Origin of the sequence: Qipengyuania sp. S6317L1 (assembly GCF_023015615.1) — a bacterium.
Taxonomy (GTDB): Bacteria; Pseudomonadota; Alphaproteobacteria; order Sphingomonadales; family Sphingomonadaceae; genus Erythrobacter.
In genome coordinates this window covers 1,214,907-1,237,094 of the sequence record NZ_JALKAJ010000002.1, presented here as the reverse complement: position 1 = coordinate 1,237,094, position 22,188 = coordinate 1,214,907, and the positions used below count along the sequence as shown (strand labels likewise).

Genomic DNA, 22,188 nt, shown 5'->3' with positions numbered 1-22,188 from the left:
AAAAGTCACACCTGTCACAAAATGTTACCGCTTGGCCGCAAATCTTGCGATCTGGGTGAGGTCCTGGGCGAGCAGCAATTCTGCGGACTGACTGTTGGAAAGCAGGGTTTGATGCAGGGCGGTGAGACGCGGGATGAGGCGATCGAGCTTGGCCTGTGACCAGCGGCCAAGTTGTTGGCGAATCTCGCGTTCTTCCTTCCAGAAGATGCCGAGCTGCGCCTTTTCCCCTTTGCCCAGCGAATCGAAATTCCCGCGCGCACCCAGCTTTGCGGTGATCTGCGTCAATTGGCCCGCACGCCGTTCAAGCGCCAGAAGAAGCCCGACAGGATTGATCCCGAGCTCCTTCATCCGTTTGAGTTCACCCGGCAATTTGCCAAGTTCACCGGAAAGCACCGCGTTAACCAGAGGCGCAAAACCGTCATCCTCTGTCGGAGCGCCGATTTCAGCGAGATCATCAGGGGTCGCGTTTTTCGGGGTCTGGCTGGACGCGTCGAGATAAAGCGCGAGCTTGTCGACCTCGGATTGCGCAAGCCGCACATCAAGGCTTGCCGCGCGCGCGATCCGTTCGGCCAGATCGCCGCCCAGCCGCAATCCCGCAGCATCCGCCATCGCCCGCACCGCCCCTGCAACACTGGGAAGATCGGGCGGATAGAACATGGTGACGAGCGCATCGGGCCGCTTTTCGAGCAGTTTGGCGGTGCGCGATTTGTCGGTGGCCGAGGTCGCGACGATCAACACCGGCGCGGCATCGCCTGCGCCCGCATCGCCCGTTTCGATCAGGGCCTTTAACGCATCGTGCGCCTCATCGCCGCTCACGCGCGCAAAGATATGGCGCTTGTCTCCGAAGAGCGAGCCCGAGCGCGCTTCGTCGCCGAGAAGTGCGGGATCACGTTTGAGATCGCCGCCCGACAGCTCGATCCTTTCGCCTGCATCGGGGAGCGAGGCGATGATCTTGCTGGCAGCGGCAGAAGCGCCCGCTTCGTCGGGTCCGCAAAAGAAGAAGATCGAAGCCTGGCTCGCGGCGCGCGGCACGCCTCTTGCAAATTCGCCGTGCTTAGCCTTCATCGGCCTTCACTCTGCGCCAGCGCGCTCACGCTCGCGCAGCGTCAGCGCCACGCGCGTGACCATGCGGCTCGCGACTTCCTCGGCCAGATTTTCAAGCGCGCGCTGTTCGGCGGCGATGGTGGCGTATTCGCTGGAGACAACGTCGATCCCCGCATCAGAGCCTGCGGTGGCATCGAGCAGGATCTGTCCGGTCGAAATGTCCACCAATTGATAGCGCGAGCGCAGGATGCGCAATTCGCGGCTGATCGTGTCATCGTTGAGCACGCCCAGCGCTTCGAGATCATCATCGAGCCGCACATCGAGGCGATAGCGAAAACCGCCCTGATCGCCCGCTGCGCCCAGACGATCACGCAAGGCGTTGCGTACGAGCCAGCCATCGCGGCCCGGAATGGCGGGCACGTCAATCGCGGCAAGCCCTTGTGCGACCGGGCTCGACGCGCCGCCTGCATACATGGGCTGAAGCCCGCACGCAGAAAGAGGCACGCAAAGAGCCAGAGCCATCAAGGTGGTGCGAAGTGTCATCAGGTGACGATATTAACCAGCCTGTCGGGGACGACAATAACTTTGCGAATTTCTGCACCGTCCAATGACCGCTGCACCTTCTCGGATGCGAGCGCCATGGCTTCGAGATCCTCTTTGGATGCGCCCTTGGGCGCGGTCAGCGTGTCGCGCAGCTTGCCCTTGTGCTGAACCGCGATGGTGACCTCGTCCTCGACCAGCATGGCTTCGTCATGCGCGGGCCATGCGGCGTCTGCGATGAGGGTGTCAGCGCCCATCTTCGCGTGCGCCTCTTCGGCCAGATGCGGCATCATCGGGCTGACCATATGGAGCAGCGCGCGGATCGCGAAATTGCGGCTCTCGCTCGGCTTTGCCTTTTCAGCAGCGCCAGTGAGTTCGTAAATGCGCGCGACCGCTTTGTTGAAGCTCAGTGCTTCGATGTCTTCGGCCACCGCAACGATAGTCTGGTGCGCACGGCGGGCGAGGGCTTTGTCTTCACCGGTGGCGGTTTCATCGAGCTGATCGAACAGGCGCCACAGGCGTTGGACAAAGCGATAGCAACCCTCGATCCCCGCCTCGGACCACGGAAGGTCGCGTTCGGGCGGCGAGTCTGAAAGCATGAACCAGCGCACTGCGTCGGCGCCATAGTCGCGGATGATGTTGTCAGGGTCGACAACGTTCTTCTTCGACTTCGACATCTTGATAACGCGGCCAGCGGTGACGGGTTGACCGCCTTCGACGGTCACCCAATCTGCGCCATCCTTGCGCACTTCGTCAGGGCTGAGCCAGCTGCCATCGCCAAGGCTGTAGGTTTCGTGCGTCACCATGCCTTGCGTAAACAGCGAGGCAAAAGGTTCTTTCACATCAAACTTGCCGATGTGGGCCAGCGCCCGTGTCCAGAAGCGTGCGTAGAGCAGGTGGAGGATCGCGTGCTCGATCCCGCCGATGTAATGCTCGACCGGCATCCACTTGGCGATCTCCTCTGCATCGAACGGCTTGTCCGATGGCTGCGAGGCAAAGCGCAGGAAATACCATGAGGAGTTGGTGAAGGTGTCGAGCGTGTCGGTTTCGCGCTGCGCCTCGCCGCCGCATTCGGGGCAGGACGTGTGCTTCCAAGTCGCGTGGCGCTCAAGCGGGTTGCCCGGCGTTTCAAAGTCGACATCCTCGGGCAGCTTCACGGGAAGCTGGTCCTTGGGAACAGGCACAATCCCGCATGTATCACAGTGGATGAAGGGAATGGGCGTGCCCCAATAACGCTGGCGCGAAATGCCCCAATCGCGCAGGCGCCAGACGGTCGTGCCCTCTCCCCAGCCGCCGTCTTCGGCGCGGCTGATGACCTCGGCTTTGGCGTGTTCGACGCTAAGGCCGTTGAGAAAGTCGGAATTGACGATCACGCCATCGCCTGCTTCCGCTTCTTCGCCCATCGGCGCGCTGGCGCTGTCCAGATCCCTGGCCACCACGCGGGTGATCGGGAGGTCATATTTCGTGGCGAATTCAAAATCGCGCTGGTCGTGACCTGGAACGCCCATAACCGCGCCCGTGCCGTAATCCATCAACACGAAGTTCGCGATGAAGACTGGCATGGGCTCACCCGTGAAGGGATGCCTGGCGGTGATGTCGGTGCGATAGCCGAGCTTTTCCGCCGTCTCTAGCGCAGCCGCCGTGGTGCCGCCCTTTTTGCACTCGTCGATGAAGGCAGCGACTTCGGGGTCGTCTTTCAGACCTTGCGCAATCGGGTGATCGGCAGCAACCGCGACAAAGCTTGCGCCGAAAATCGTATCGGGCCGCGTGGTGTAAACCGGCAATGTCTCGCCATTGGAAAGGTCAAAGCTGAATTCGAGGCCGGAGGATTTGCCGATCCAGTTTTCCTGCATCACCCTGACCTTCTCGGGCCAGTCCTTGAGATCGCCCAGCCCACCCAGCAGGTCTTCGGCAAAATCGGTGATCTTCAAAAACCACTGGTCAAGCTTGCGCTTTTCGACCTCTGCGCCCGAACGCCAGCCCTTGCCGTCGATCACCTGCTCATTGGCGAGCACGGTCATATCGACCGGGTCCCAGTTCACCTCGGACGATTTGCGATACACAAGGCCCGCTGCATACATATCGATGAAAAGCGCCTGTTCATGGCCATAATATTCAGGGTCGCAGGTCGCGAATTCGCGGGTCCAGTCGAGCGCAAACCCTATGCGCTTCAATTGCGCTTTCATCGCCTCGATATTGGCATAGGTCCATTTGCCGGGGTGGACCTTCTTTTCCATTGCCGCGTTTTCCGCCGGCATACCAAAAGCGTCCCAGCCCATCGGGTGGAGGACCTCGAACCCGCGCATCTTCTTGTACCGCGCCAGCACGTCGCCCATGGTGTAGTTGCGCACGTGGCCCATGTGGATGCGCCCCGATGGATAGGGAAACATCTCCAGCACGTAGGACTTGGGTTTATCGCTGTTCGAATCGGCGGTGAAGGTGCCCGCCTTGTCCCAGGCCGCCTGCCAGCGCGCATCCGCTGATGATGGATCGAATCGTGTATCGGTCATGGTTTCTCGCTAGCGCCGTTCAAGACGAGTGCAAGTGTCAAGGCGCGAAGAGAGCCGCGTGGTGCGGCCCCCTGCTTCACTCTTGTTGACACGAAAGGTCCGGCAGGGACCGAAAAAGGGCTCAGTTCCCCGCGAGCGCTTTACGACGAAGGTCGCGCGCTCTGGTGAGGATGATGTCCTCAAGCTTTTGCACGGTCGCGGCCTGTACCGGCGCATCGACCCAGCCACCGCCTTGCGCAACCTGACGGCTCGCCGAAACACGCAAGGCATCGGCGCGAAGGTCCTGGTCAAGGATCGTCACCGTTACCTTCACCCGCTCATTGGGGTTCGATGGATTGGCGTACCAGTCGGTCACGATCACGCCGCCGTCGCTATCCGCCGATGCCATTGGCGCAAAAGACAGCGTTTCAAGCGCGCCGCGCCAAAGATAGGCGTTCACGCCAATCGTGTTGATCTGTGCTGCAGCAAGCTCGGTGCGGGGACGCTCGGACCCTCCGCAAGCGGCAAGGGTAGCCAAGGCAGCTGCGCTGATGGCAAATTTTGTGGCGGTTGAAATGGGTGCGCGTGTCACAGCGTTTGTCTGTCCCTCTAGTCCTGAATGACCCTGCTCTATAGCGAGCACAGGCCTTGCGGCAAGCGCACTTTCGCATATGCGCCCACCTAATCTTGCGCCGGCCCGACTAATAACGGCGCCCTTTACGCCACCTGAATTTGCAAAAAAGCAGAGCCCGGACAGACCCTGCACAGGGCGAAGCTGTGTGTTACGCGCAACAGGTTCAGCCTTAAGACAAGGCAGGTCCAAGGATTCGATTGCGTAGGGTGCAATTGTCAACTTATCAGTTGTTGTCATCAATCTAACGATCTTCGGAGTCGTCAAAGCTGTCCAGGCAATCTGCTCAGCAGGCGTTCACCTAAAGGTTTCTAGAGAGATGGCGAGAAACCGCACCACATTGGGGTAAAAACGCTTTTGTGGTATATGCGGTGTCTCGAAACGGCAAAGAAGCGAGTCGAAACAGACACGTAAGTAAAGGCGCAAGGCAGAGGCAGTGGCAAACGACCGGATCATTTCAGGCAAGGCAAAAGGCGATGCAAAGCGCGCCTCTTGGACTGTGCCAGGCTGGTCCGGGCTGGCTCTCGCGGCGGCTTTGTCCTTCGCGCTTCCCTCGGCAGGTATGGCCGTGGCCAGCCTGTCCGATAGCGACGAAGCGGGCGCACCGGCTTTCGAACTTTTCACCCCGACATCGGTTGATCCTGATCTTGCGGCACGCGTCGCTGAAAAAGCACGCGCGCGCGGTATCCGTTTCACCCCGCTTGGCACAGACATCACCCGCGAAAGCGATCGCACGGTAACGGTTGCGGTTCGCATTGATGACGACGTGGCCAAGGCGATTTCGGTCCGCTCCGCTATTGATAGCGCTCCGGGCACCGGCAAGCAGATCGCTGGCGTTCAAACCAGCCGGTTCAATCTTGGCACGTCGCGCGGCTATCAAACCTTTGCCCGCGCGCAAGCGACCACCACGCCTTCCGGCCGCGCTGCTCCTGTGAACGAGCTGCGCACGATGGGCATGCCTGACCTTGCCGATTTTGCCCCCGCACAGCCAACCGCGAATGAAAAGCCAAGCCGGCTTCAACCCCGGATCGAGCTTGAGGGTGAGCGCGTCGCTGGCCGTTCTGCCAACACGCTTGATGCCGTGGCTGCACAAACCGTCGATCTGGGTGGCAGCTTCAGCCTTTCGCGCAAAGTGGACGTGACCGCCGGTGTGCGCCTTTCACAGGAACGCGACCGTCTCGACCGCCTCGACCCGCTCACCAATTCGGTGAAGGATAGTCAGGCGGTTTACGTGGGCACGCAAATCCGCTTCTAAAGCGGCCTCCACGCACCTCCCCCGCACACATTCAGAAACAAAGCATTGGTATGCACAGCCGCGTGAAAGCGCAGGTTTTTGTTGCCTGACGCTACGGCATGGCTACTCTCCTTCTTCATAAAGAATTGAGGGGAATGTAATGAGCAGAGTTGCCATCGTCACAGGCGGAACGCGGGGTATTGGCGAGGCGATCTGCCAGCGCCTCAAACGTCAGGGCCACACAGTCATCGCCAATTACGGCGGAAATGATGAGGCCGCGGCCCGCTTCACGCAAGAAACCGGCATTCCCTCCTACAAATGGGACGTGGGCGATCACGAAGCCTGCATCGAAGGGTGCGCGCAGGTCGCGGCCGATCACGGCGAAGTTGATATCGTCGTCAACAATGCCGGCATCACCCGCGATGGCACCTTGCACAAAATGAGCTTCGAGGATTGGAACGACGTGATGCGCGTCAACCTTGGCGGGTGCTTCAACATGGCCAAGGCGACCTTCCCCGGCATGCGCGAGCGGCAATGGGGGCGCATCGTCAACATCGGCTCGATCAACGGTCAGGCGGGCCAATATGGTCAGGTGAACTATGCCGCTGCCAAATCGGGCATCCACGGCTTTACCAAGGCGCTGGCGCAGGAAGGCGCGAAATTCGGCGTCACCGTCAATGCGATTGCGCCCGGTTACATCGACACCGACATGGTTGCCGCCGTCCCGGACCAGGTGTTGGAGAAGATTGTCGCCGGCATCCCCGTGGGCCGCCTTGGCCAGGCTGAGGAGATCGCACGCGGGGTTGCCTTCCTCACTTCCGACAATGGCGCGTTTATGACCGGCTCGACGATGAGCATTAACGGCGGCCAGCATATGTATTAGGCTGCCGCGCCCGGACGGCGCAACTTTGGGGGGACACTATGGAAATCAAGACTTACAATCCGACCGATTGGCTCACGCATTTCGGCCTTAATCACGCGGTCGAGGTTCGGGGCGGTGAGCGCACGCTCTATCTTTCCGGCCAGACCGCAAGCGATGCCGAGGGCGCGCCGCTGCATCCCGGCGATCTGGTGGCGCAGTTCAAGGCGGCCTGGGGCGAGCTTGTCAAAGCGTTGGAGGCGGCAGGGATGACGCCCGCCAATCTGGTGCGCATGAACATCTATGTGCTCGATGTTCCTGCCTTCATGGAAGCGGCAGAGGAAATCGTGCCGGTCTATGCCGGCTCGGGCGCGCAGATCTGCGCAACGCTTCTGGGTGTGAAAGAGCTTTACGACCCTGACATTCTGATCGAGCTTGAAGGGACCGCGGTCGCCTGATCCCCTGTTGGCGTGGGCATTTATAGCATTGGGTATAAGTGATTATACTTGGCCCTGCGGCGATGACCTCCCGCGATGAATGGTGCCGCGCAGGCGGTGGCCTCCTTGGGAATTTAGGACTTCCTTAACCCTCTTGCTCTATTCTTGATTAATACAGGTTACGAAAGTTTGAACGCCTTGGCAGCGCCTCGCGCTCGCAGGCCACAAGTGACTTTCGCAGACTTTAACGAGGAGCGAGCATGGTGGAACAGTCGAGCTCAGAAAGTGCCAAGCCGGTTGTCGCAGACACAGGCTATGACCCCTCGCGGCGTCAATCGCATCGCGCCAGTCTCATGCTGCGGCGGGCAAAGCTGGTGTGTCAAAGCGGCGAATACCTCACGCTGATCCGTGATGTTTCGGAAAACGGCATCGGCCTTGGCTTCCTTCACGATGTACCGCCGGAAAAGCGCACCATCCTCCAGCTTGCCAACGGCATGACCTATCCGGTGGAGCGTATGTGGGCACAGTCGCGTCAGGCGGGATACCGCTTTGGCTGCACGATCACACTGGATGAATTCCTGCGCGAAGAAACCCCTCACCCTGTTCGTCCCTTGCGCCTCAATATGGATGGCATTGTGCGCGTTCAGGACGGACGCGCGGTCATGGATGCACAGCTGCTCGATCTCTCGTGCGAAGGGGCAAAAATCGAAGCCAGCGATGAAATCCGCACGCGCGGTCTGATCAGTTTCGAGCTTCCCGGAATGTCTCCGCGCCTTGCGCAGGTGCGCTGGAACGTGGGCGAACAATACGGCCTTCAGTTCCAGCACCCGCTCGATACCGAGGAGCTGGCCCAATGCGCGATGCGCCTGCAACCCTTTGGCGATATGAAGAAAAGCCGCTTTGCCAAGCTGCTCGCAAAAGCACGCGCGGCTTGAGCCTCACCCATCGGATTGCGGGTTTCCTGAAACAAAGGGTGTTGTAGGACGTTTGGTGACAAACGGACTGACAAAGCGATGCCCCACGACCTTCCCCCTGCCCACAAAAGCGCGATCATCGAAATGGCTTTGAGCGATCATATGCCGTTCGCCGTGATCGAGGCCGAGTTTGGCTTGAAGGAGAGCGAGGTCAAGGAGCTGATGCGCGACAATCTGAAACCCGGAAGCTACCGCGCATGGCGAAAGCGGGTGCGCACCTTTTCAGACCGGCGCGAGCATTACAAATGAGCCCTGCCGGCCATGGCCCTGTCCCCTATCACCCGCCGGTGAAACGCTCGATTGCAATCGAGGGGCACAGGACAAGTATCAGCTTGGAACCAGTGTTCTGGGATATGCTCAAGGATGCAGCCGATGGGGCGCAAATGCCGGTAAGCGCGCTCGTCGCCCAAATCGACGCAGAGCGCATCCAGTCCGACACCCCGCCGGGCCTGGCGAGCGCTATTCGCGTGTGGTTGGTGGCGCAGCAGCGCGCCAATTCAGCCTGACCCCTGCAACCAAACCGCTTTGGCTTGGGTCTCGCCGAAAATTGTGAGGGCGGGCGACCCGGCGCGCAGCGACCTTATGGGGTCGTGAGCACCGGAAGCGCGCGCACTCGCCATTTGCAGGCCAACACAAGGCGAAGCCCTGCCTAGTGGCGGGAACCTAGTCGTCCACTCTTTGAATATCAGCGCCGAGCAGTTGGAGCTTCTCCTCCAATCGCTCATACCCGCGATCAAGGTGGTAGATGCGGCGCACCGTCGTCTCACCCTCTGCCGCAAGCGCTGCGATAATCAGGCTCATCGAGGCGCGCAGGTCGGTTGCCATCACCTCTGCGCCGGTGAGGTCCGCTGGACCTTTCACGATTGCCGTGCGGCCTTCGGTGGCGATATTGGCGCCCATGCGCGAGAGTTCGGGCACGTGCATGAAGCGGTTTTCAAAGATCGTCTCTTTAAGAACGCTTGTCCCTTCGGCCTTGCACAAAAGGCTCATCAACTGCGCCTGCATATCGGTGGCAAGCCCTGGGAACGGCGCGGTCGTCAGATCAACTGGCTTCAATGCGCCGTTGGATTTGACCGTCACGCCTTTTGCATCCTCTTCGATGTGGAGCCCGATGCTCTGGAGCGCGTGGAGGGTCGAGGCCATGTCATGCGCGCTCGCCCCTTCCAAACGCACGTCGCCCCCGGTGATCGCCGCCGCGCAGGCGTAGGAGCCCGCTTCGATCCGGTCGGGCATCACGCGGTAGGTCGCGCCGTGCAATCGCTTGACCCCGTGGATGGTAAGGTCGCTCGATCCGATCCCCTCGATCTCCGCGCCCATCGCGACCAGCAGATTGCACAGATCGACAATCTCGGGCTCCCGCGCGGCGTTGAACAGGCGGGACGTCCCGTTTGCAAGGACCGCTGTCATAAGCGCGTTCTCGGTCGCGCCAACGGACACGACAGGAAAATCGAAATCGCCGCCCGGAAGCCCGCCATCGGGCGCGGTGGCTTTGACGTAGCCGGCGGCAAGTTCGATCTCTGCGCCGAACGCTTCCAATGCCTTGAGGTGCAGGTCGATCGGCCGGTTCCCGATCGCGCAGCCGCCCGGCATCGATACCGTCGCCTCGCCCATGCGCGCGAGCATGGGGCCAAGCACGAGGATCGAGGCGCGCATCTTGCGCACGAGGTCGTAAGGCGCGACGGTCGAGGTTATGCGCCCTGCCTGATAGGTCACAACGCGGCCGAAATCTTCGGGACGATTGTTGCCCTGAATGCTCACGCTCACGCCGAACTGGCCCATCAGGTGCTGGAACCCGTCAATATCAGCAAGGCGCGGCAAATTGCGCAAGGTCAGCGGCTCTTCGGTCAAAAGCGCGCATGGGATAAGCGTCAGTGCCGCGTTCTTCGCGCCTGAAACCGGAATAGTGCCCGAGAGGCGATTGCCGCCTTTGATGATCAATTTGTCCATGCCGCTTCCCTTAACCTGAAATCGAGCCTTAACGAAAGCTCGCTATCGCGCAACTGAACAAGCAGGTGCCATCCGCAGCATTGACGTTGGGACGCGCAGGCGGCACGGATTGGACCAGACCTATTTTCACCGAGGAAACGCCTTTCCCATGAGCCAGAAACCCATTCGCAAAGCTGTCTTTCCTGTCGCCGGGCTCGGCACCCGCTTCCTGCCCGCGACCAAGGCGATCCCGAAGGAATTGCTTCCCATCGTCGACCGTCCGCTGATCCAGTATGCAGTGGACGAAGCGCGCGAGGCGGGGATCGAGCAGATGATCTTCGTGACCGGACGGGGCAAGACGGCAATCGTCGAGCATTTCGATGTCGCCTATGAACTCGAAGACACGATGAGCGCGCGCGGCAAGGACATGGACGTTTTGGAGCCGACCCGCGCCACGCCGGGCGACATCATCACCGTGCGCCAGCAAGTGCCCTTGGGCCTTGGCCACGCGATCTGGTGCGCGCGCGCTATCGTCGGCGATGAACCCTTTGCGATCTTCCTCCCCGATGAGCTGATGATCGGCAGACAAGGCGGGACCGGCTGCATGAAACAGATGGTCGATGCCTATGAAGAGGTCGGCGGCAACCTTATCAGCGTGCTCGAAGTGCCGATGGAGGAAGTCTCCAGCTATGGCGTGATTGCGCCGGGCGCCGAAAAAGGCGCTTTGACCGAGGTCACCGGCCTTGTCGAAAAGCCCCCTGTGGCCGAGGCTCCCTCGAACAAGATCGTCTCAGGCCGCTACATCCTGCAACCCGAAGTCATGCGCACATTGGAGACGCAGGAAAAAGGCGCAGGCGGCGAGATCCAGCTCACCGATGCGATGGCCAAGATGATCGGCGACCAGCCCTTCCACGCGGTGACCTTCGACGGCAATCGCTATGACTGCGGCAGCAAGCTGGGCTTCGTCGAGGCGACATTGGCACTGGCGCTGGAGCGCGATGACATGGGTGCTGATGTAAGGGCGATGGCGCAGAGGCTGTTAAAATAAAAATACGTCACCCCGGACTTGATCCGGGGTGACGGTTGTTTCTAGGGTTTACTCGGCCGCTTCGCCTTCATCTTTGCCGTGGCGTTCTTCGGCCTCTTCGACTTGTTCTGCGACATCGCTCATGATCTCGGCGAGCGATTTGTCTGCAGGCCGATCATTGGCAGGAGCGACTTCCGCCGCTGCACCTTGGGCAAGGCTGCCAAGCGATGACCCATCAAGGCCAAGCTCTTTCATCAGCCCGTCGAGGACCGGAGCCTGAGCGCGGTAGGCGAGCGCTGCGGAAACCGCGTCACTTGCCAAGTTTCCCGAGCCGCCTCCGGAGCCGTTGGCGCCAGGCGCGCCGGAAGAACCGCCGCCATTGTTGGTAAGCCCGTCGACCTGAACGATCTTGATCGAATCGATGGCCTCCATCGGCTTGGCGCTTTCACGGATGACTTCCGGCAGCACCTTGAGAAGAGCCAGCTTCGTTTGCAGGCTGATCTGATCCATCGAAAGGATGTTCGCCGCCTCGTTGACCGCCTGTTGACCAGCGGCCTCAACTTCAAAGCGCACACGGTCCGCTTCGGCGCGAAGGATTTCAGCATCCGCCTGACCCTTGGCTTCGAGACGTGAGGCCTCTGCGCGGTTGGTCGCTGCGTCTTTCTCCGCTTCCGCCTCGACCTTGATCGAAATCGCGTCACGCTCGGCTTGCTTGGTCGCTTCGATCAGTTCGATTTTCTTGCTCCGCTCGGCAATCTCGCTCTCACGCGACGTCACAACCTGCTCTTCCGCTGCCACGGCCAAAGCCCTTGCGGCATCAGCCTCGGCCTTGGCCTGGCTTTCCTCGCGCGACTTGTTCTGGACCTCGATCTGCTGCTCCTGACGGGCGATTTCGAGGGCGCGTTGCTGGTCGATGCGAGCTTCTTCAACGAGACGGTCGGCCTCGATCTGCTGCGCATCGACCTGCTTTTTGGCCTCAATCCTGGCCGCATCGGCTTCGCGCTGGCGCTCTGCCTGTTCGCGCGCGATTTCCGACATTTGCGAGGCGCGCCGCACTTCGACTTCGCGCTCCTGGCCAAGCCGGGCATACTCGGTGTCACGGCTGATCTCGAAGCTTCGCTGATCCGCTTCAAGGTTCTTCGTCTCCATCTGGACGCGGGTGTCCTGCTCGATATCGTTGCGCAGCTTCTTGCGCGCCTCGATCTGTTCGGTGAGCTTGGTCAGACCCTCGGCGTCAAACGCGTTGTTGGCGTTGAAGTGCTCGATGCTTGTCTGGTCGAGACCGGTGAGCGAGACCGATTCCAGTTCCAGACCGTTCATCGCAAGGTCGTTCGAGGACACTTGCTGCACCTTTTGCACAAAGTCGGCGCGCTGTTCGTGCAACTCGTTCATGCTCATTCCAGCCGCCACAGACCGCAGCGCGTCGACGAATTTGCCTTCGACAAGGTCTTTGAGCATTTCGGGCTGCATCGTGCGTTGGCCAAGCGTTTGCGCCGCCATCGCAATTGCGCCTGCATCAGGGCGAACGCGGACGTAAAACTCCGCCTTCACGTCGATCCGCAAGCGGTCGAGCGTGATAAGCGCCTCGCCATCACGGCGCACCACGCTGAGCACCAGCGTGTTCATATTGACCGGCATGGTTTCGTGGAAGACGGGCAGCACAAGCGCGCCCCCGTTCATTACGACTTTCTCACCGCCGACACCGGTTCGCACAAAGGCGATTTCTTTCGATGCGCGCTTGTAGAGCGAGGTGAGCACGATGAAGATGACGAGCAGGACCACAAAGGCCAGGCCAATCCAAATCGCGATTTCAAGTAAGCTTTCCATATTCCCTCCATTGCATTTGTCTTTGCGCTTTTGGCGGTCGGCTGTGCGTGGACGCTGCCGCTGAGCGCGTGATCAGGTTTTGTTGATGACCGCGTTAGTTCAGGACCGTTAATTCAGGGTCATCAGTTCAGGGCCATCAATTCAGGGCCAACATCGGATTTTCATATTGCACGCCGTAAAACGTCTCCCCCTCGCGGCGCACAAGCATGACGGTTTCGCCCTGTTTAAGCGTCGTTTCCGGATCGTTTGGCTCAACCATGACAAAGTGTGGCTGGCCGTGGGCATCGATCACTTTGGCGCGCGCGGGCGATCCTGCGCTCGCCTCGCCGATCTGTATTTCAGCATCGCGTCGAAGGAGGCTTCCCAATCCGACCGCGCTGGTTTCATCTTGCGGCAGGATGCGCGCCAATGGCCGTGTGAGCGCGCCCGTCACCGGAAGCGCAGCCGCCCCCGCCCCAATTGCGGCCAGCCAGCCGGGCAAGGGTGCGCCGAGCGTTCCGATCAAAGTCTGCTGAATTGCAACGCCGATGCCTGCAAAAGCGAACAACAGCACCGCGAGCCAGACCAGAAAGGGCACATGGCCGAACCCCAGAAGGGCCAACGCCGAGTTGATAAGGCCGCCGCCCTGAACATCCAGATCAGCGTCCAGGTCGACATCGAGATCGGCGTCGGCACCGTCGAAAATGTCGCCCATACCGATAAGCTGCGCGAGGGCGATAAAGATCAGCAATATCGCCGCCCCGGCAAAAGGCAGATTGTGGGCTTCTAGCAATGTCATAAACTCACCTCCTTTCATAAAGGGAGGCGGTCTTCACGAACATTGATCTCGTAAAAACGCCTCCACCTTCACAAAAAGCGGCGCGCGTCCAATTGCATCCCGTGAATGTGGTATTAACAGATGTTGTTGGAAAAAGACAGCAAAATCGGTAATGTTGTTTCAATAATTCGTATAGTGATTAGATATTGCGCATCACACCTTGAATTGTTGCAAATCCTTCACCATATATGAAGCTTACTTACGGCGTGTTTGGCCGATATTTCCTACACGGTGTCTTGGCCGGCCTGGTTCATTGATTGGTTGAAGCCCTGCGCCACGAAGGTGTTTCATCAACTAAACCCGCTTCAACCAAGCCGCCTTTCAAGCGGGCGTTATCCGCAATGGCAGCGTCTTCAGTCCACCGACAAAGGTGCTGTTTGACCGCTTCGCCTCGCCAGCAGGCGCGACTTTCTCGACCCGGTCCAGCAGCGCCTCGAACAATATGCGCATTTCCAGCCGCGCAAGGTGCAGGCCAAGGCACTGGTGCGCCCCTGCGCCAAAGGCAAGGTGGCGATTGGGAGAGCGGGCGGCATCGAATTTACGCGGGTTCTCGAACTGAGCAGGATCGTGATTGGCCGCAACATAGTTGATCATCATCCAGTCGCCCGCCTTTATCTCTTGCCCGCCCACTTCAACGTCCTCGGCCGCCGTGCGCATGAAATGCTGCACAGGAGAGGTCCAGCGGATTGCCTCTTCGACAATGCCGGGAAGGAGCGAACGGTCCGCTTTGACCCGCGCCCACTGCTCCGGATCATTGGCAAGCGCCATCATTGCCCCTGCGGTCGATGCGCTGGTGGTGTCGTGCCCGGCGGTCGCGACGATGATGTAATAACCCGCCAGATCGCGCGGCGGCAGCGGCTTTCCATCGACGAGCGCATTGGCAATGACGCTTGCCACATCGTCGGTGGGGTTGGCGCGGCGATCATCGGCCAGAGCGGTGAAGTAGTCTTCAAAACTCTTCACCGCGCCCGACACCAGCTGGAGCACTTGTTCGGGGCTCATATTCTCCATGCCCGTGCCCGAAAGGTCAGCATCCTGCCCGCCGAACATCTGCTGCGTGAGCATCATCATGCGCGGCTCGTCTTCTTCCGGCACGCCAAGGATCTGCATCACGACGTGCAAGGGATAGGGGCCGGAAACCTCTTTGACGAAGTCCACTTCGGGCCCTGCTTCGATCATCCGGTCCACCGTGCGATGCGCAAGGTTGCGGATCTCGGCTTCGATCTTTGCCAGATTGCGCGGCATGAACCAGTCCATGGTGAGCTTGCGATACTTGGGGTGGATTGGCGCATCGAACACCACGAGGCTGTCGACCAGCATGTCAGAGCCGGTCGCCGCCTGCGAGAAAGCGGTGGCCTCGCGCGTTGCGAAAACCACGGGTTTGGGGTTGTTGAGGAAGGCCCGATTGTCCTTCGAGATGCGCATCACGTCTTCGTACCTTGTGATGAGCCAGAAGGGTTCGAAACTGTCATCCTCGGCAACGACTTTCGCCACCGGCATTTCTTCGCGAAGACGGTCGAACACGTCGAGAATGCCGTGCCATTCGCCATAGCTGGTCGGTGCGATGATCTGGCGGGCGGTCTCTTCGGGAAGAACTGCTGGCGCGCTCATGATTTACGCTTCCGCCTTGGCAGCATATTCATCGCGCAATTCGCGTTTGTAGAGCTTGCCGTTGGCCTCGCGAGGCAAATCGGGGCGGAAGTCGAACTGCTTGGGCATTTTGATGCGCGCAAGGTTCGGCGCAAGGAAATCGCGAAGCTCAGCCTCAAACGCATCGCCCGCATCGGCCATGTCGATCGGTTGGACAACAGCCACCACCTTCTCTCCAAGCTCCGGGCACGGGGCTCCGATAACGGCTGCGTCCATCACCTTGTCGTGCGTAACCAGCAGGTTCTCAATCTCCTGCGGGTAGATATTGACCCCGCCAGAGATGATCATGTGGCTCTTGCGATCGGTGAGGAAGAGGTAGCCCGCCTCATTCACATGGCCGATATCGCCCAGGGTCATCCAGCCCTTCGCGTGCATCGCTTCTTTCGTTTTCTCGGGGTCCTTGTGATAGCTCGGCAGAAGATCGTTTTCGAAATAGATGAGGCCATCGGTGCCAGCGGGAACCTCTTCGCCATCGGCTCCGCAAATGTGCAGCTTGCCATAGATCGGAACGCCGACGGTTCCGGGGTGTTCGAGCCATTGCTCGGACTTGACCAGAGTCATGCCGATGCCTTCGGATCCGGCGTAATATTCATTGATGATCGGCCCCCACCATTTGATCATCTCCTGTTTGATCGGAACAGGGCAAGGGGCAGCTGCGTGAAGCGCGCGCTGGTGGCTCGACAGGTTGTAGCGTGAGCGCACCTCTTGATCGAGCTTGAGGAAGCGCACGAAATGGGTCGGCACCCATTGGCTGTCGGTGATCTTGTATTTCTCGATAGCGGCAAGCGCATCTTCGGGATCAAACTTCTCCATCACCACAACCGTGCCGCCCAAGCGATGCGCGGTTGATGCCCAGCCAATGGGGGCCGCGTGATAAAGCGGCGCGGGCGAGAGATAGACCATCGACCCGTCTGCAGGCATCCCTGCGCCCATGGTGGCCAAACCCATCAGTGGGACCGGCGCCTGAATATCCTGTTCCGCTGGCGGCGCGGGGCGCACGCCCTTGGGGCGCCCCGTCGTGCCCGATGAATACAGCATCACCTGACCCGGGCTCGTCACCGGGATGGCGTCCGCTGAATAATCTTGCAGGACCGCGCCAAAATCATCGTCGCCGCCGCTGTCTGCGACCAGAATCTCGAGATCGGGAAGCTCGGCCCTGATACCCTCGACGACATCGGCATAGGCGGTCGAGGTGATGAGCAGCTTCGCCTCTGAATCGCGCAGGATATAAGAGATCTCCGGCGCAGTCAGGCGGGTCGACACCGGCACCAACATTGCCCCGCATCGCTGTGACCCCCAGATGAGAGTGAAATACTCGATCCGGTTTTCAAGCAAGACGCCAAAAGCATCTCCGCCTTCAAAGCCGCGGTCACGAAGCAGCTGAGCAAAGCGATTGGAGGCTTCATCCATTTGCTTGAATGTGATCTGCTCACCGCTGCCTGCCATTATGACGGCAGGATGGTCGGGACGCGCCGCCGCGTGGGCGATCGGGTGCATGCTCATTTCTCTCTCCATCGCAGTCGCTGACCGGTCCCAGGTGTGACTGGGGCCGCGCGAACAGTCTCTTCTAGCAACCTAACGCAAGCGTCGTGCTGCTCAAGCGATTTGTGAGATAAACTCAATTTGGAAGGAGAGCCCCCTTGCAGGAGAAATGAGCACCACCGTGACTCACGGAAACAAGAAAAAAGGCGGCGGGAAAACCCGCCGCCCATATCGGACACCCTCTCCAATGTCCGACCCGCTTCCAGGCGGGTATTTCATGTGCCGCTTACTAAGCGGCGGAAACTCGTTCGCGAGACTTACTGCCCACCAGCACCGGCCCGGCGCCGTCCAGCGATCATTTCGATGCGCTCTTCAGCAGGTTTAACGTCTTCGCGTTTCGCCACCATATAGTGAATTGGATCAACTGCAACCCCATTCACGCGCACCTCATAATGCAGGTGCGGGCCGGTGGACCATCCGGTGGAACCAACATAGCCGATCACATCGCCTTTTTCGACGCGGTCACCCGGCGCAACCGCAAGGCGCGAAAGATGCGCATAGCGCGTTTCGAGGTCAGCGCCGTGATCGAGCTTGATGTAAAGACCATAACCGCGGCCCCAACGGGCAAGATCAACGATGGCATCAGCCGTCGCATATACCGGAGTGCCTGTTGGCGCGGCGAGATCGACACCTTTGTGCATGCGGCGTCCGCCGCGAACCGGATGGTTGCGATACCCGAAGCTGCTGCTCATCCGCGCGCCGTTTACAGGGGTCAGCGACGGAACCGAAACGGTCGGACGCTCAACCACAACTGGCGGGGTGTCGATGGACGAACTCAAGCTGTCGAGCGAGGTCCAGCTGGCGAACAGTTCGCGAAAACGCTCATCACCGTTAGCGAGCGTTTCAGCCTGAGCTTCGCGCACAGGAGCGGTCATATCTGCGGCGGTGTTTGCGGAAGAATTGGCGTGTGCACTTGGCGCGATCAGTAGAGTTATCGCACCGCAAAAAGCGGTGGCGGCTTTTGAAACGTTTCGCAACGAAGCGTACATAATGACCCGGTCCTATCTGACGCAACCCACGCCAATAAAATTTGGAACCACTGCTTTTCTTATTCGTATGAAGGGTGCGAAGCCCCGCTTGGAGTGGTCCACAAATGTAAAGCAGATGTCTGCCTTGAATTCGATAGCTAAGGGTTATCGGGCCGATTCGTTAAAGAGCAACATCTTCGTAGAAGTCGCGCGATAAACCGGCTGCAAGACGCGCTGAGTCGTTGAATGGTGGCTTAACTGGCCCCCTGAAATGCCTGCGAACGAGGGATTTCCAAGCCTCGGCGGGGTCTTCACCCGATTCTTGCGCGACCTTCAAAAAGTGTTTGGTGCCGAATCCGACATGCCGAATTTCATCGTCAAGGATGCGCGCCAATATCTTTGCGCCATGCTCATCACCGGCAGCCTTGACCCGCTCAAGCGTGGCGGGCGTAACATCGAGCCCACGCGCCTCGAGCACCATCGGGACGACCGCCAAGCGTGCAGCGACGTCATTGCGCGTTTCGTGCGCTGCCTCCCACAATCCCGCATGGGCCGGAAGCGCGCCATAATGGCTTCCAAGACTCTCCAATTTGCGCGCAAGCAGGGCGTGGTGCATCGCTTCGTCGGCTGCGACGTAAAGAAAGTCGGAGACAAACTCCTCGCCCATTTCGGCGCCAAATCGCCCGGCCATGTCGAGCGCCAAGTCAATCGCGACAAATTCGATATGGGCAAGGCTGTGCCATAAGGCGATGCGCGCCCGCTCTGACCCGAACTTGCCGCGCTTTGGCATTTTGTTGGGTGGCAGCAACTCCGGTTCGTCGGGCCACGCCGGCTGATCGGGCATCGGTTCATCAAACACGAATGCGAGCTCGCCCTTGCGCCACCGCCGCGCCACACCGCGGGTCGCAAAGCACTTGGCACGGGGGTCGCCTGTCAGGAGCGCCGCGCGAATGGCAGAGGAAACCGACTGCATCGCGCTTTAGAGTGCTCTTGCCGCTGCAAGCACCTCTTCGGCGTGGCCTTTCACTTTCACCTTGTTCCAGACCTGCGCAATCTTGCCGTCCGCATCGACGAGATAGGTTGTGCGCACCATGCCCATGAAAGTTTTGCCGTACATCTTCTTCTCGGTCCAAATGCCCAGAGCATCGGAAAGCCCGTTCTCTTCGGCATCTGTCGCAAGAGGCGTTTTCAGATCGTGCTTTGCAATAAAGTTCTGGTGCTTCTTCGCGCTGTCTTTGGATACGCCGAGAAGCTCTACGCCCGCTGCGTCGAATTCGCCCTTGAGCGCGGTGAAATCCTTTGCCTCAGTCGTGCAGCCAGGCGTGTTGTCTTTTGGATAGAAGAACAGCACCAGCTTCTTGCCCGCATAATCTGAGGGTTTCACCGTGCCGCCATCGGGGGTCTCCATCGCGATATCGGGAAGCGCGTCGCCGGGGCCTGCAAAATCGGTCATGGGTTCAAATCTCCAAACTCTGTTCAAAATTCATCGCCCAATGCCGGACCACACATGCGCGCGCATCGGCGACATTGGACAAAAGCTCAGCGTAGCTAGAGCACCCGCACGAGCGCGCAAGGACATTCGCTGCGGCAGGAGGCGGCTCTTGGCGATCAGGGGCAAGCAGCCGGCTTGCGACCAGTACGTCGGTTAAAAGATCATAGGCTGGCCAAAGTTCCCGTTCGAGCAGGCCCAGTTCAATCAGAGCAGGAATTGCTTCGGCAAAATCGGGTGAGAGCATCTTCGGGTTTTCGCCGCCAAGCTTCGACGCATCGCGCAGCTGGATAAAGTGGACGAGAAACTCCACGTCAATAAGCCCGCCCCGCAATAGCTTGACGTCAAGCTCGCCCTTGGGGGGCTTATGCTCGGCCATGTCGCCGCGCATCTTGAGTACATCACCACGCAAAACCGCCGGATCACGCGATTTGCATTGAGTTTGAACAATTACCTGTTCGACTTTGGCGCGCGCTTCGTCTGATCCGGCCAGAACGCGCGCCCGGTTGAGCGCCATATGTTCCCAGGTCCAGGCGCTGGATTTTTGATATTTGGCAAAAGCGTCAATCGAAACCGCAAGAGGCCCCTGATTGCCCTGCGGCCTTAGCCTCGTATCGACCTCGTATAACGCACCTTGAGCGGTCGGCACGCTGAGCGCTGCGTTCACGCGGGTCGCCAGACGATTGTAGTATAGCGTGGCGCCAAGCGGTCGCTCTCCGTCCGATTCGGCCCCGTATTCACCTTCGAACAGGTAAATCATATCGAGGTCGGACGCTGGCGAGAGCGCGCCGCCTCCAAGCCGTCCAAGGCCCAGCACCATCAGTTCGCTATCATCTATTCGGCCATGCGTGCGGGCAAATTCTTCCTGCGCGGCCTCAACCGCAGCAGTGATCGCCGCCTCCGCTACATGGGAAAGCGCCGATGCGATACGTGATGGTTTATGCTCGGCTTCAAGCAGGCTGATTTCCAAGGTGAAGCGCGCCTCGGAAACAATTTGCCGGATGCAATCGAGCTTTGCTTCGTAGTCATCGCGCTCTGGCCTTTCGCGAAGCTGCTCAAGCGTATGCGCATATGTGTTTTCAAAATCGATCGGCTGCCGCTCCAAAAGCACATCGAGCGTTTCAGGGCGGCGAGCGAGCGTATTCGCAATCCTCGAAGAGAGGGTCAGCGCATTGACGAGGCGCTCGATCATTTCAGGCTGGGCAGTGAGCAATCGAAACAGCTCGATCGCGCTCTGAGTGCGCTCGATGATGGATTGGAACCGGTTGACCGCGTGTTCCGGATCATCGCTATGCGCAATGGCATCAAGAAGCTGCGGCAGGAGACGATCAAACGCTTCAAGCGCCTGCGGACTTCTGATCGAAGAGTAGCGCCCATCGCGCCAGTCTTCGATCCTCTGGGCCAATGCCCTTGCGTCGTCAAAGCCCATGTGGTCCAGGGTTCGGGCGCGGATTTCCGGCTTTGGCTGGGGATAGGGTGCAGGCGACCCCTGCCCGATCAACTCATCATAAATGGCGCCGGTCTGCGCAGTGAGCCGGGTCAGTTCATCCACCAATTCAGCGCCATCCGCCATGCCGTCAAGCCGCGCCACGCGGTCCAATGCCTCTCCCGGCGGCAGGCTATGGGTCTGGCGGTCCTCGACCATCTGCAGCCGGTGCTCAACCATCCTCAAGCGGTCATAGCCTTCGCCTAGAATTCGCGCATGTTCCGGATCTATCCGCTCTGCTTCGGCCAGTGCGTCCAACGCCGCACGCGTGCCACGAAGGCGCAAGGAGGGATCGCGGCCACCGTGGATCAGCTGATGGGTCTGCGCAAAAAATTCGATTTCGCGAATGCCGCCGCGCCCCTTCTTGACGTCATAGCCGGGGCCGGGAGTGTCGGAACCTTCATTGTCGGCGCGGATGCGCTGGGTGAGAGCGCGGATCTCTTCGATCGCGCCAAAGTCGAGCTTTTGACGCCAGATGAATGGCGCGATCTCGGCGAGAAATGCCTCTCCTTTTGCGGTGTCGCCGGCCGCGGCGCGCGCGCGGATGAAGGCGGCACGTTCCCACGCGAGTGCCTGGCCCTGATAGTGCGTGAGAGCGGAGGAAACGGACACCGCTGGCGGGCTGATTTCGCTGGCCGGGCGAAGTCGCAAATCGACCCGCAGGACATATCCTTCAGCGGTATTTTCGGACAAAAGATTGACGATGCGCCGGGCGTACCGCTGCGCTGCCTCTCCCGCTTCGTCCTTTTCGCGGCGCGGCAGCGTCTTGGGATCGTAAAGCAGAATGGGGTCAATATCGGACGAATAATTGAGCTCGCGCGCGCCTTGCTTGCCAAGCGCCAGAGCGATCATGCCGTCGGTGCAATTGTCGCCTGTGCGGTCCATAATCGCTGCGCGAATGGCCTTATCGAGCGCGTGATCGGCAAATTCGCTCAGCTCCTGCATCACCCGGTCAAGGGAGAAAGCCCCCGCCAAATCGCCAATTGCAAGTGCGGTGGCGAGCCCCAGACGGTGACGGCGAAGCGCGATGCCAGCATCCTCATGCTCGCCGCGTGCGCGCGCCCATTGGAGCGCCCCTTCGCCATCGCCTGCGGCAAGCAGCGCCTCAAGTTCTGGCTGGCGATCGAGGGCGCGACACAAAAACGGCGCAAACGCACGCGCGCGCTCCAATGCGTTTGTCCAATCCGCCTCACCTGTCTTCGCCATACCCTCCACTTGGCGAAGCGGCTTGCAGGGCGCAAGGCCATC

20 protein-coding genes are annotated in these 22,188 nt (G+C 59.9%); 7 read left to right on the top strand and 13 right to left on the bottom strand.

The window, feature by feature from the left end:
• Positions 1-24 precede the first annotated feature (24 nt).
• The 4 genes from holA to MWU38_RS07315 form a co-directional block, all read right to left on the bottom strand.
• Positions 25-1,065 carry a DNA polymerase III subunit delta gene (holA, locus tag MWU38_RS07330; protein ID WP_247271150.1) on the bottom strand — a complete coding sequence of 347 codons (1,041 nt, stop codon included), beginning with the start codon at positions 1,063-1,065 and terminating at the stop codon, positions 25-27.
• Between the two features lie 6 nt (positions 1,066-1,071).
• Positions 1,072-1,587: an LPS assembly lipoprotein LptE gene (gene lptE, locus MWU38_RS07325; protein WP_247271149.1), complete on the bottom strand. Its 516-nt coding sequence runs from the start codon at positions 1,585-1,587 to the stop codon at positions 1,072-1,074.
• A complete protein-coding gene (leuS, locus tag MWU38_RS07320; RefSeq protein ID WP_247271148.1) occupies positions 1,587-4,094 on the bottom strand; it encodes a leucine--tRNA ligase in 2,508 nt (835 codons plus the stop codon). Before leuS ends, lptE begins: the two co-directional genes overlap by 1 nt.
• A 121-nt stretch (positions 4,095-4,215) precedes the next feature.
• Entirely contained in the window at positions 4,216-4,650 is a 435-nt protein-coding gene (locus MWU38_RS07315; protein WP_247271266.1) for a DUF3576 domain-containing protein, read from the bottom strand.
• Between the two features lie 490 nt (positions 4,651-5,140).
• Here MWU38_RS07315 and MWU38_RS07310 point away from each other — a divergent pair, with 490 nt between their 5' ends.
• The 6 genes from MWU38_RS07310 (at position 5,141) to MWU38_RS07285 (ending at position 8,714) form a co-directional block, all read left to right on the top strand.
• On the top strand, positions 5,141-5,959 hold the full coding sequence (locus tag MWU38_RS07310) for a hypothetical protein (protein WP_247271147.1): 819 nt from the start codon (positions 5,141-5,143) through the stop codon (positions 5,957-5,959).
• Between the two features lie 139 nt (positions 5,960-6,098).
• Positions 6,099-6,821, top strand: coding sequence for an acetoacetyl-CoA reductase (gene phbB / locus MWU38_RS07305; protein ID WP_247271146.1), 723 nt, complete (start codon positions 6,099-6,101; stop codon positions 6,819-6,821).
• 38 nt (positions 6,822-6,859) lie between these two features.
• Positions 6,860-7,255 carry a RidA family protein gene (locus MWU38_RS07300; protein ID WP_247271145.1) on the top strand — a complete coding sequence of 132 codons (396 nt, stop codon included), beginning with the start codon at positions 6,860-6,862 and terminating at the stop codon, positions 7,253-7,255.
• Positions 7,256-7,494: 239 nt separating this feature from the next.
• A complete protein-coding gene (locus MWU38_RS07295) occupies positions 7,495-8,169 on the top strand; it encodes a PilZ domain-containing protein (protein ID WP_247271144.1) in 675 nt (224 codons plus the stop codon).
• Between the two features lie 78 nt (positions 8,170-8,247).
• Positions 8,248-8,457 carry a TIGR03643 family protein gene (locus tag MWU38_RS07290; RefSeq protein ID WP_247271143.1) on the top strand — a complete coding sequence of 70 codons (210 nt, stop codon included), beginning with the start codon at positions 8,248-8,250 and terminating at the stop codon, positions 8,455-8,457.
• Positions 8,454-8,714 (top strand): ribbon-helix-helix domain-containing protein, encoded by a 261-nt coding sequence (locus MWU38_RS07285; protein ID WP_247271142.1) that lies wholly within the window; start codon positions 8,454-8,456, stop codon positions 8,712-8,714. Before MWU38_RS07290 ends, MWU38_RS07285 begins: the two co-directional genes overlap by 4 nt.
• 157 nt (positions 8,715-8,871) lie before the next feature.
• Here the strand turns inward: MWU38_RS07285 and murA are convergent, their stop codons facing one another.
• Entirely contained in the window at positions 8,872-10,155 is a 1,284-nt protein-coding gene (gene murA, locus MWU38_RS07280; RefSeq protein WP_247271141.1) for a UDP-N-acetylglucosamine 1-carboxyvinyltransferase, read from the bottom strand.
• Between the two features lie 148 nt (positions 10,156-10,303).
• Here murA and MWU38_RS07275 point away from each other — a divergent pair, with 148 nt between their 5' ends.
• Complete coding sequence (locus MWU38_RS07275; protein ID WP_247271140.1) at positions 10,304-11,182, top strand: UTP--glucose-1-phosphate uridylyltransferase; 879 nt, start codon at positions 10,304-10,306, stop codon at positions 11,180-11,182.
• A 48-nt stretch (positions 11,183-11,230) separates the two neighbouring features.
• On the opposite strand, the gene MWU38_RS07270 is transcribed toward MWU38_RS07275, so the two are convergent.
• The 8 genes from MWU38_RS07270 to glnE all read right to left on the bottom strand — a co-directional run bounded on the left by MWU38_RS07270 (position 11,231) and on the right by glnE (position 22,146).
• On the bottom strand, positions 11,231-12,988 hold the full coding sequence (locus tag MWU38_RS07270) for a flotillin domain-containing protein (RefSeq protein ID WP_247271139.1): 1,758 nt from the start codon (positions 12,986-12,988) through the stop codon (positions 11,231-11,233).
• Between the two features lie 136 nt (positions 12,989-13,124).
• Positions 13,125-13,766 (bottom strand): OB-fold-containig protein, encoded by a 642-nt coding sequence (locus MWU38_RS07265; RefSeq protein ID WP_247271138.1) that lies wholly within the window; start codon positions 13,764-13,766, stop codon positions 13,125-13,127.
• A gap of 360 nt (positions 13,767-14,126) precedes the next feature.
• Positions 14,127-15,416, bottom strand: a complete 1,290-nt coding sequence (locus MWU38_RS07260; RefSeq protein ID WP_247271137.1) for a cytochrome P450 — start codon at positions 15,414-15,416, stop codon at positions 14,127-14,129.
• A gap of 3 nt (positions 15,417-15,419) precedes the next feature.
• Positions 15,420-16,952, bottom strand: coding sequence for an acyl-CoA synthetase (locus MWU38_RS07255; protein WP_247271265.1), 1,533 nt, complete (start codon positions 16,950-16,952; stop codon positions 15,420-15,422).
• Positions 16,953-17,254: 302 nt separating this feature from the next.
• A complete protein-coding gene (locus tag MWU38_RS07250) occupies positions 17,255-17,872 on the bottom strand; it encodes a M23 family metallopeptidase (protein WP_247271136.1) in 618 nt (205 codons plus the stop codon).
• Between the two features lie 274 nt (positions 17,873-18,146).
• Positions 18,147-18,938 carry a ferritin-like domain-containing protein gene (locus MWU38_RS07245; protein WP_247271135.1) on the bottom strand — a complete coding sequence of 264 codons (792 nt, stop codon included), beginning with the start codon at positions 18,936-18,938 and terminating at the stop codon, positions 18,147-18,149.
• A gap of 6 nt (positions 18,939-18,944) precedes the next feature.
• The gene (locus tag MWU38_RS07240) at positions 18,945-19,418 is read right to left on the bottom strand and encodes a peroxiredoxin (RefSeq protein ID WP_247271134.1); all 474 of its coding nucleotides are present in this window, start codon (positions 19,416-19,418) and stop codon (positions 18,945-18,947) included.
• Between the two features lie 4 nt (positions 19,419-19,422).
• Positions 19,423-22,146, bottom strand: a complete 2,724-nt coding sequence (gene glnE, locus MWU38_RS07235) for a bifunctional [glutamate--ammonia ligase]-adenylyl-L-tyrosine phosphorylase/[glutamate--ammonia-ligase] adenylyltransferase (RefSeq protein WP_247271133.1) — start codon at positions 22,144-22,146, stop codon at positions 19,423-19,425.
• Between the last annotated feature and the right edge of the window lie 42 nt (positions 22,147-22,188).

Coding starts and splice junctions, on each gene's coding strand:
- MWU38_RS07265 (WP_247271138.1), bottom strand. CDS start 13,766: ATGACATTGCTAGAAGCCCACAATCTGCCTTTTGCCGGGGCGGCGATA.
- glnE (WP_247271133.1), bottom strand. CDS start 22,146: ATGGCGAAGACAGGTGAGGCGGATTGGACAAACGCATTGGAGCGCGCG.
- MWU38_RS07255 (WP_247271265.1), bottom strand. CDS start 16,952: ATGCACCCGATCGCCCACGCGGCGGCGCGTCCCGACCATCCTGCCGTC.
- MWU38_RS07295 (WP_247271144.1), top strand. CDS start 7,495: ATGGTGGAACAGTCGAGCTCAGAAAGTGCCAAGCCGGTTGTCGCAGAC.
- MWU38_RS07240 (WP_247271134.1), bottom strand. CDS start 19,418: ATGACCGATTTTGCAGGCCCCGGCGACGCGCTTCCCGATATCGCGATG.
- MWU38_RS07300 (WP_247271145.1), top strand. CDS start 6,860: ATGGAAATCAAGACTTACAATCCGACCGATTGGCTCACGCATTTCGGC.
- MWU38_RS07250 (WP_247271136.1), bottom strand. CDS start 17,872: ATGACCGCTCCTGTGCGCGAAGCTCAGGCTGAAACGCTCGCTAACGGT.
- MWU38_RS07275 (WP_247271140.1), top strand. CDS start 10,304: ATGAGCCAGAAACCCATTCGCAAAGCTGTCTTTCCTGTCGCCGGGCTC.
- phbB (WP_247271146.1), top strand. CDS start 6,099: ATGAGCAGAGTTGCCATCGTCACAGGCGGAACGCGGGGTATTGGCGAG.
- murA (WP_247271141.1), bottom strand. CDS start 10,155: ATGGACAAATTGATCATCAAAGGCGGCAATCGCCTCTCGGGCACTATT.
- lptE (WP_247271149.1), bottom strand. CDS start 1,587: ATGACACTTCGCACCACCTTGATGGCTCTGGCTCTTTGCGTGCCTCTT.
- MWU38_RS07285 (WP_247271142.1), top strand. CDS start 8,454: ATGAGCCCTGCCGGCCATGGCCCTGTCCCCTATCACCCGCCGGTGAAA.
- MWU38_RS07260 (WP_247271137.1), bottom strand. CDS start 15,416: ATGAGCGCGCCAGCAGTTCTTCCCGAAGAGACCGCCCGCCAGATCATC.
- MWU38_RS07290 (WP_247271143.1), top strand. CDS start 8,248: ATGCCCCACGACCTTCCCCCTGCCCACAAAAGCGCGATCATCGAAATG.
- MWU38_RS07270 (WP_247271139.1), bottom strand. CDS start 12,988: ATGGAAAGCTTACTTGAAATCGCGATTTGGATTGGCCTGGCCTTTGTG.
- leuS (WP_247271148.1), bottom strand. CDS start 4,094: ATGACCGATACACGATTCGATCCATCATCAGCGGATGCGCGCTGGCAG.
- holA (WP_247271150.1), bottom strand. CDS start 1,065: ATGAAGGCTAAGCACGGCGAATTTGCAAGAGGCGTGCCGCGCGCCGCG.
- MWU38_RS07245 (WP_247271135.1), bottom strand. CDS start 18,938: ATGCAGTCGGTTTCCTCTGCCATTCGCGCGGCGCTCCTGACAGGCGAC.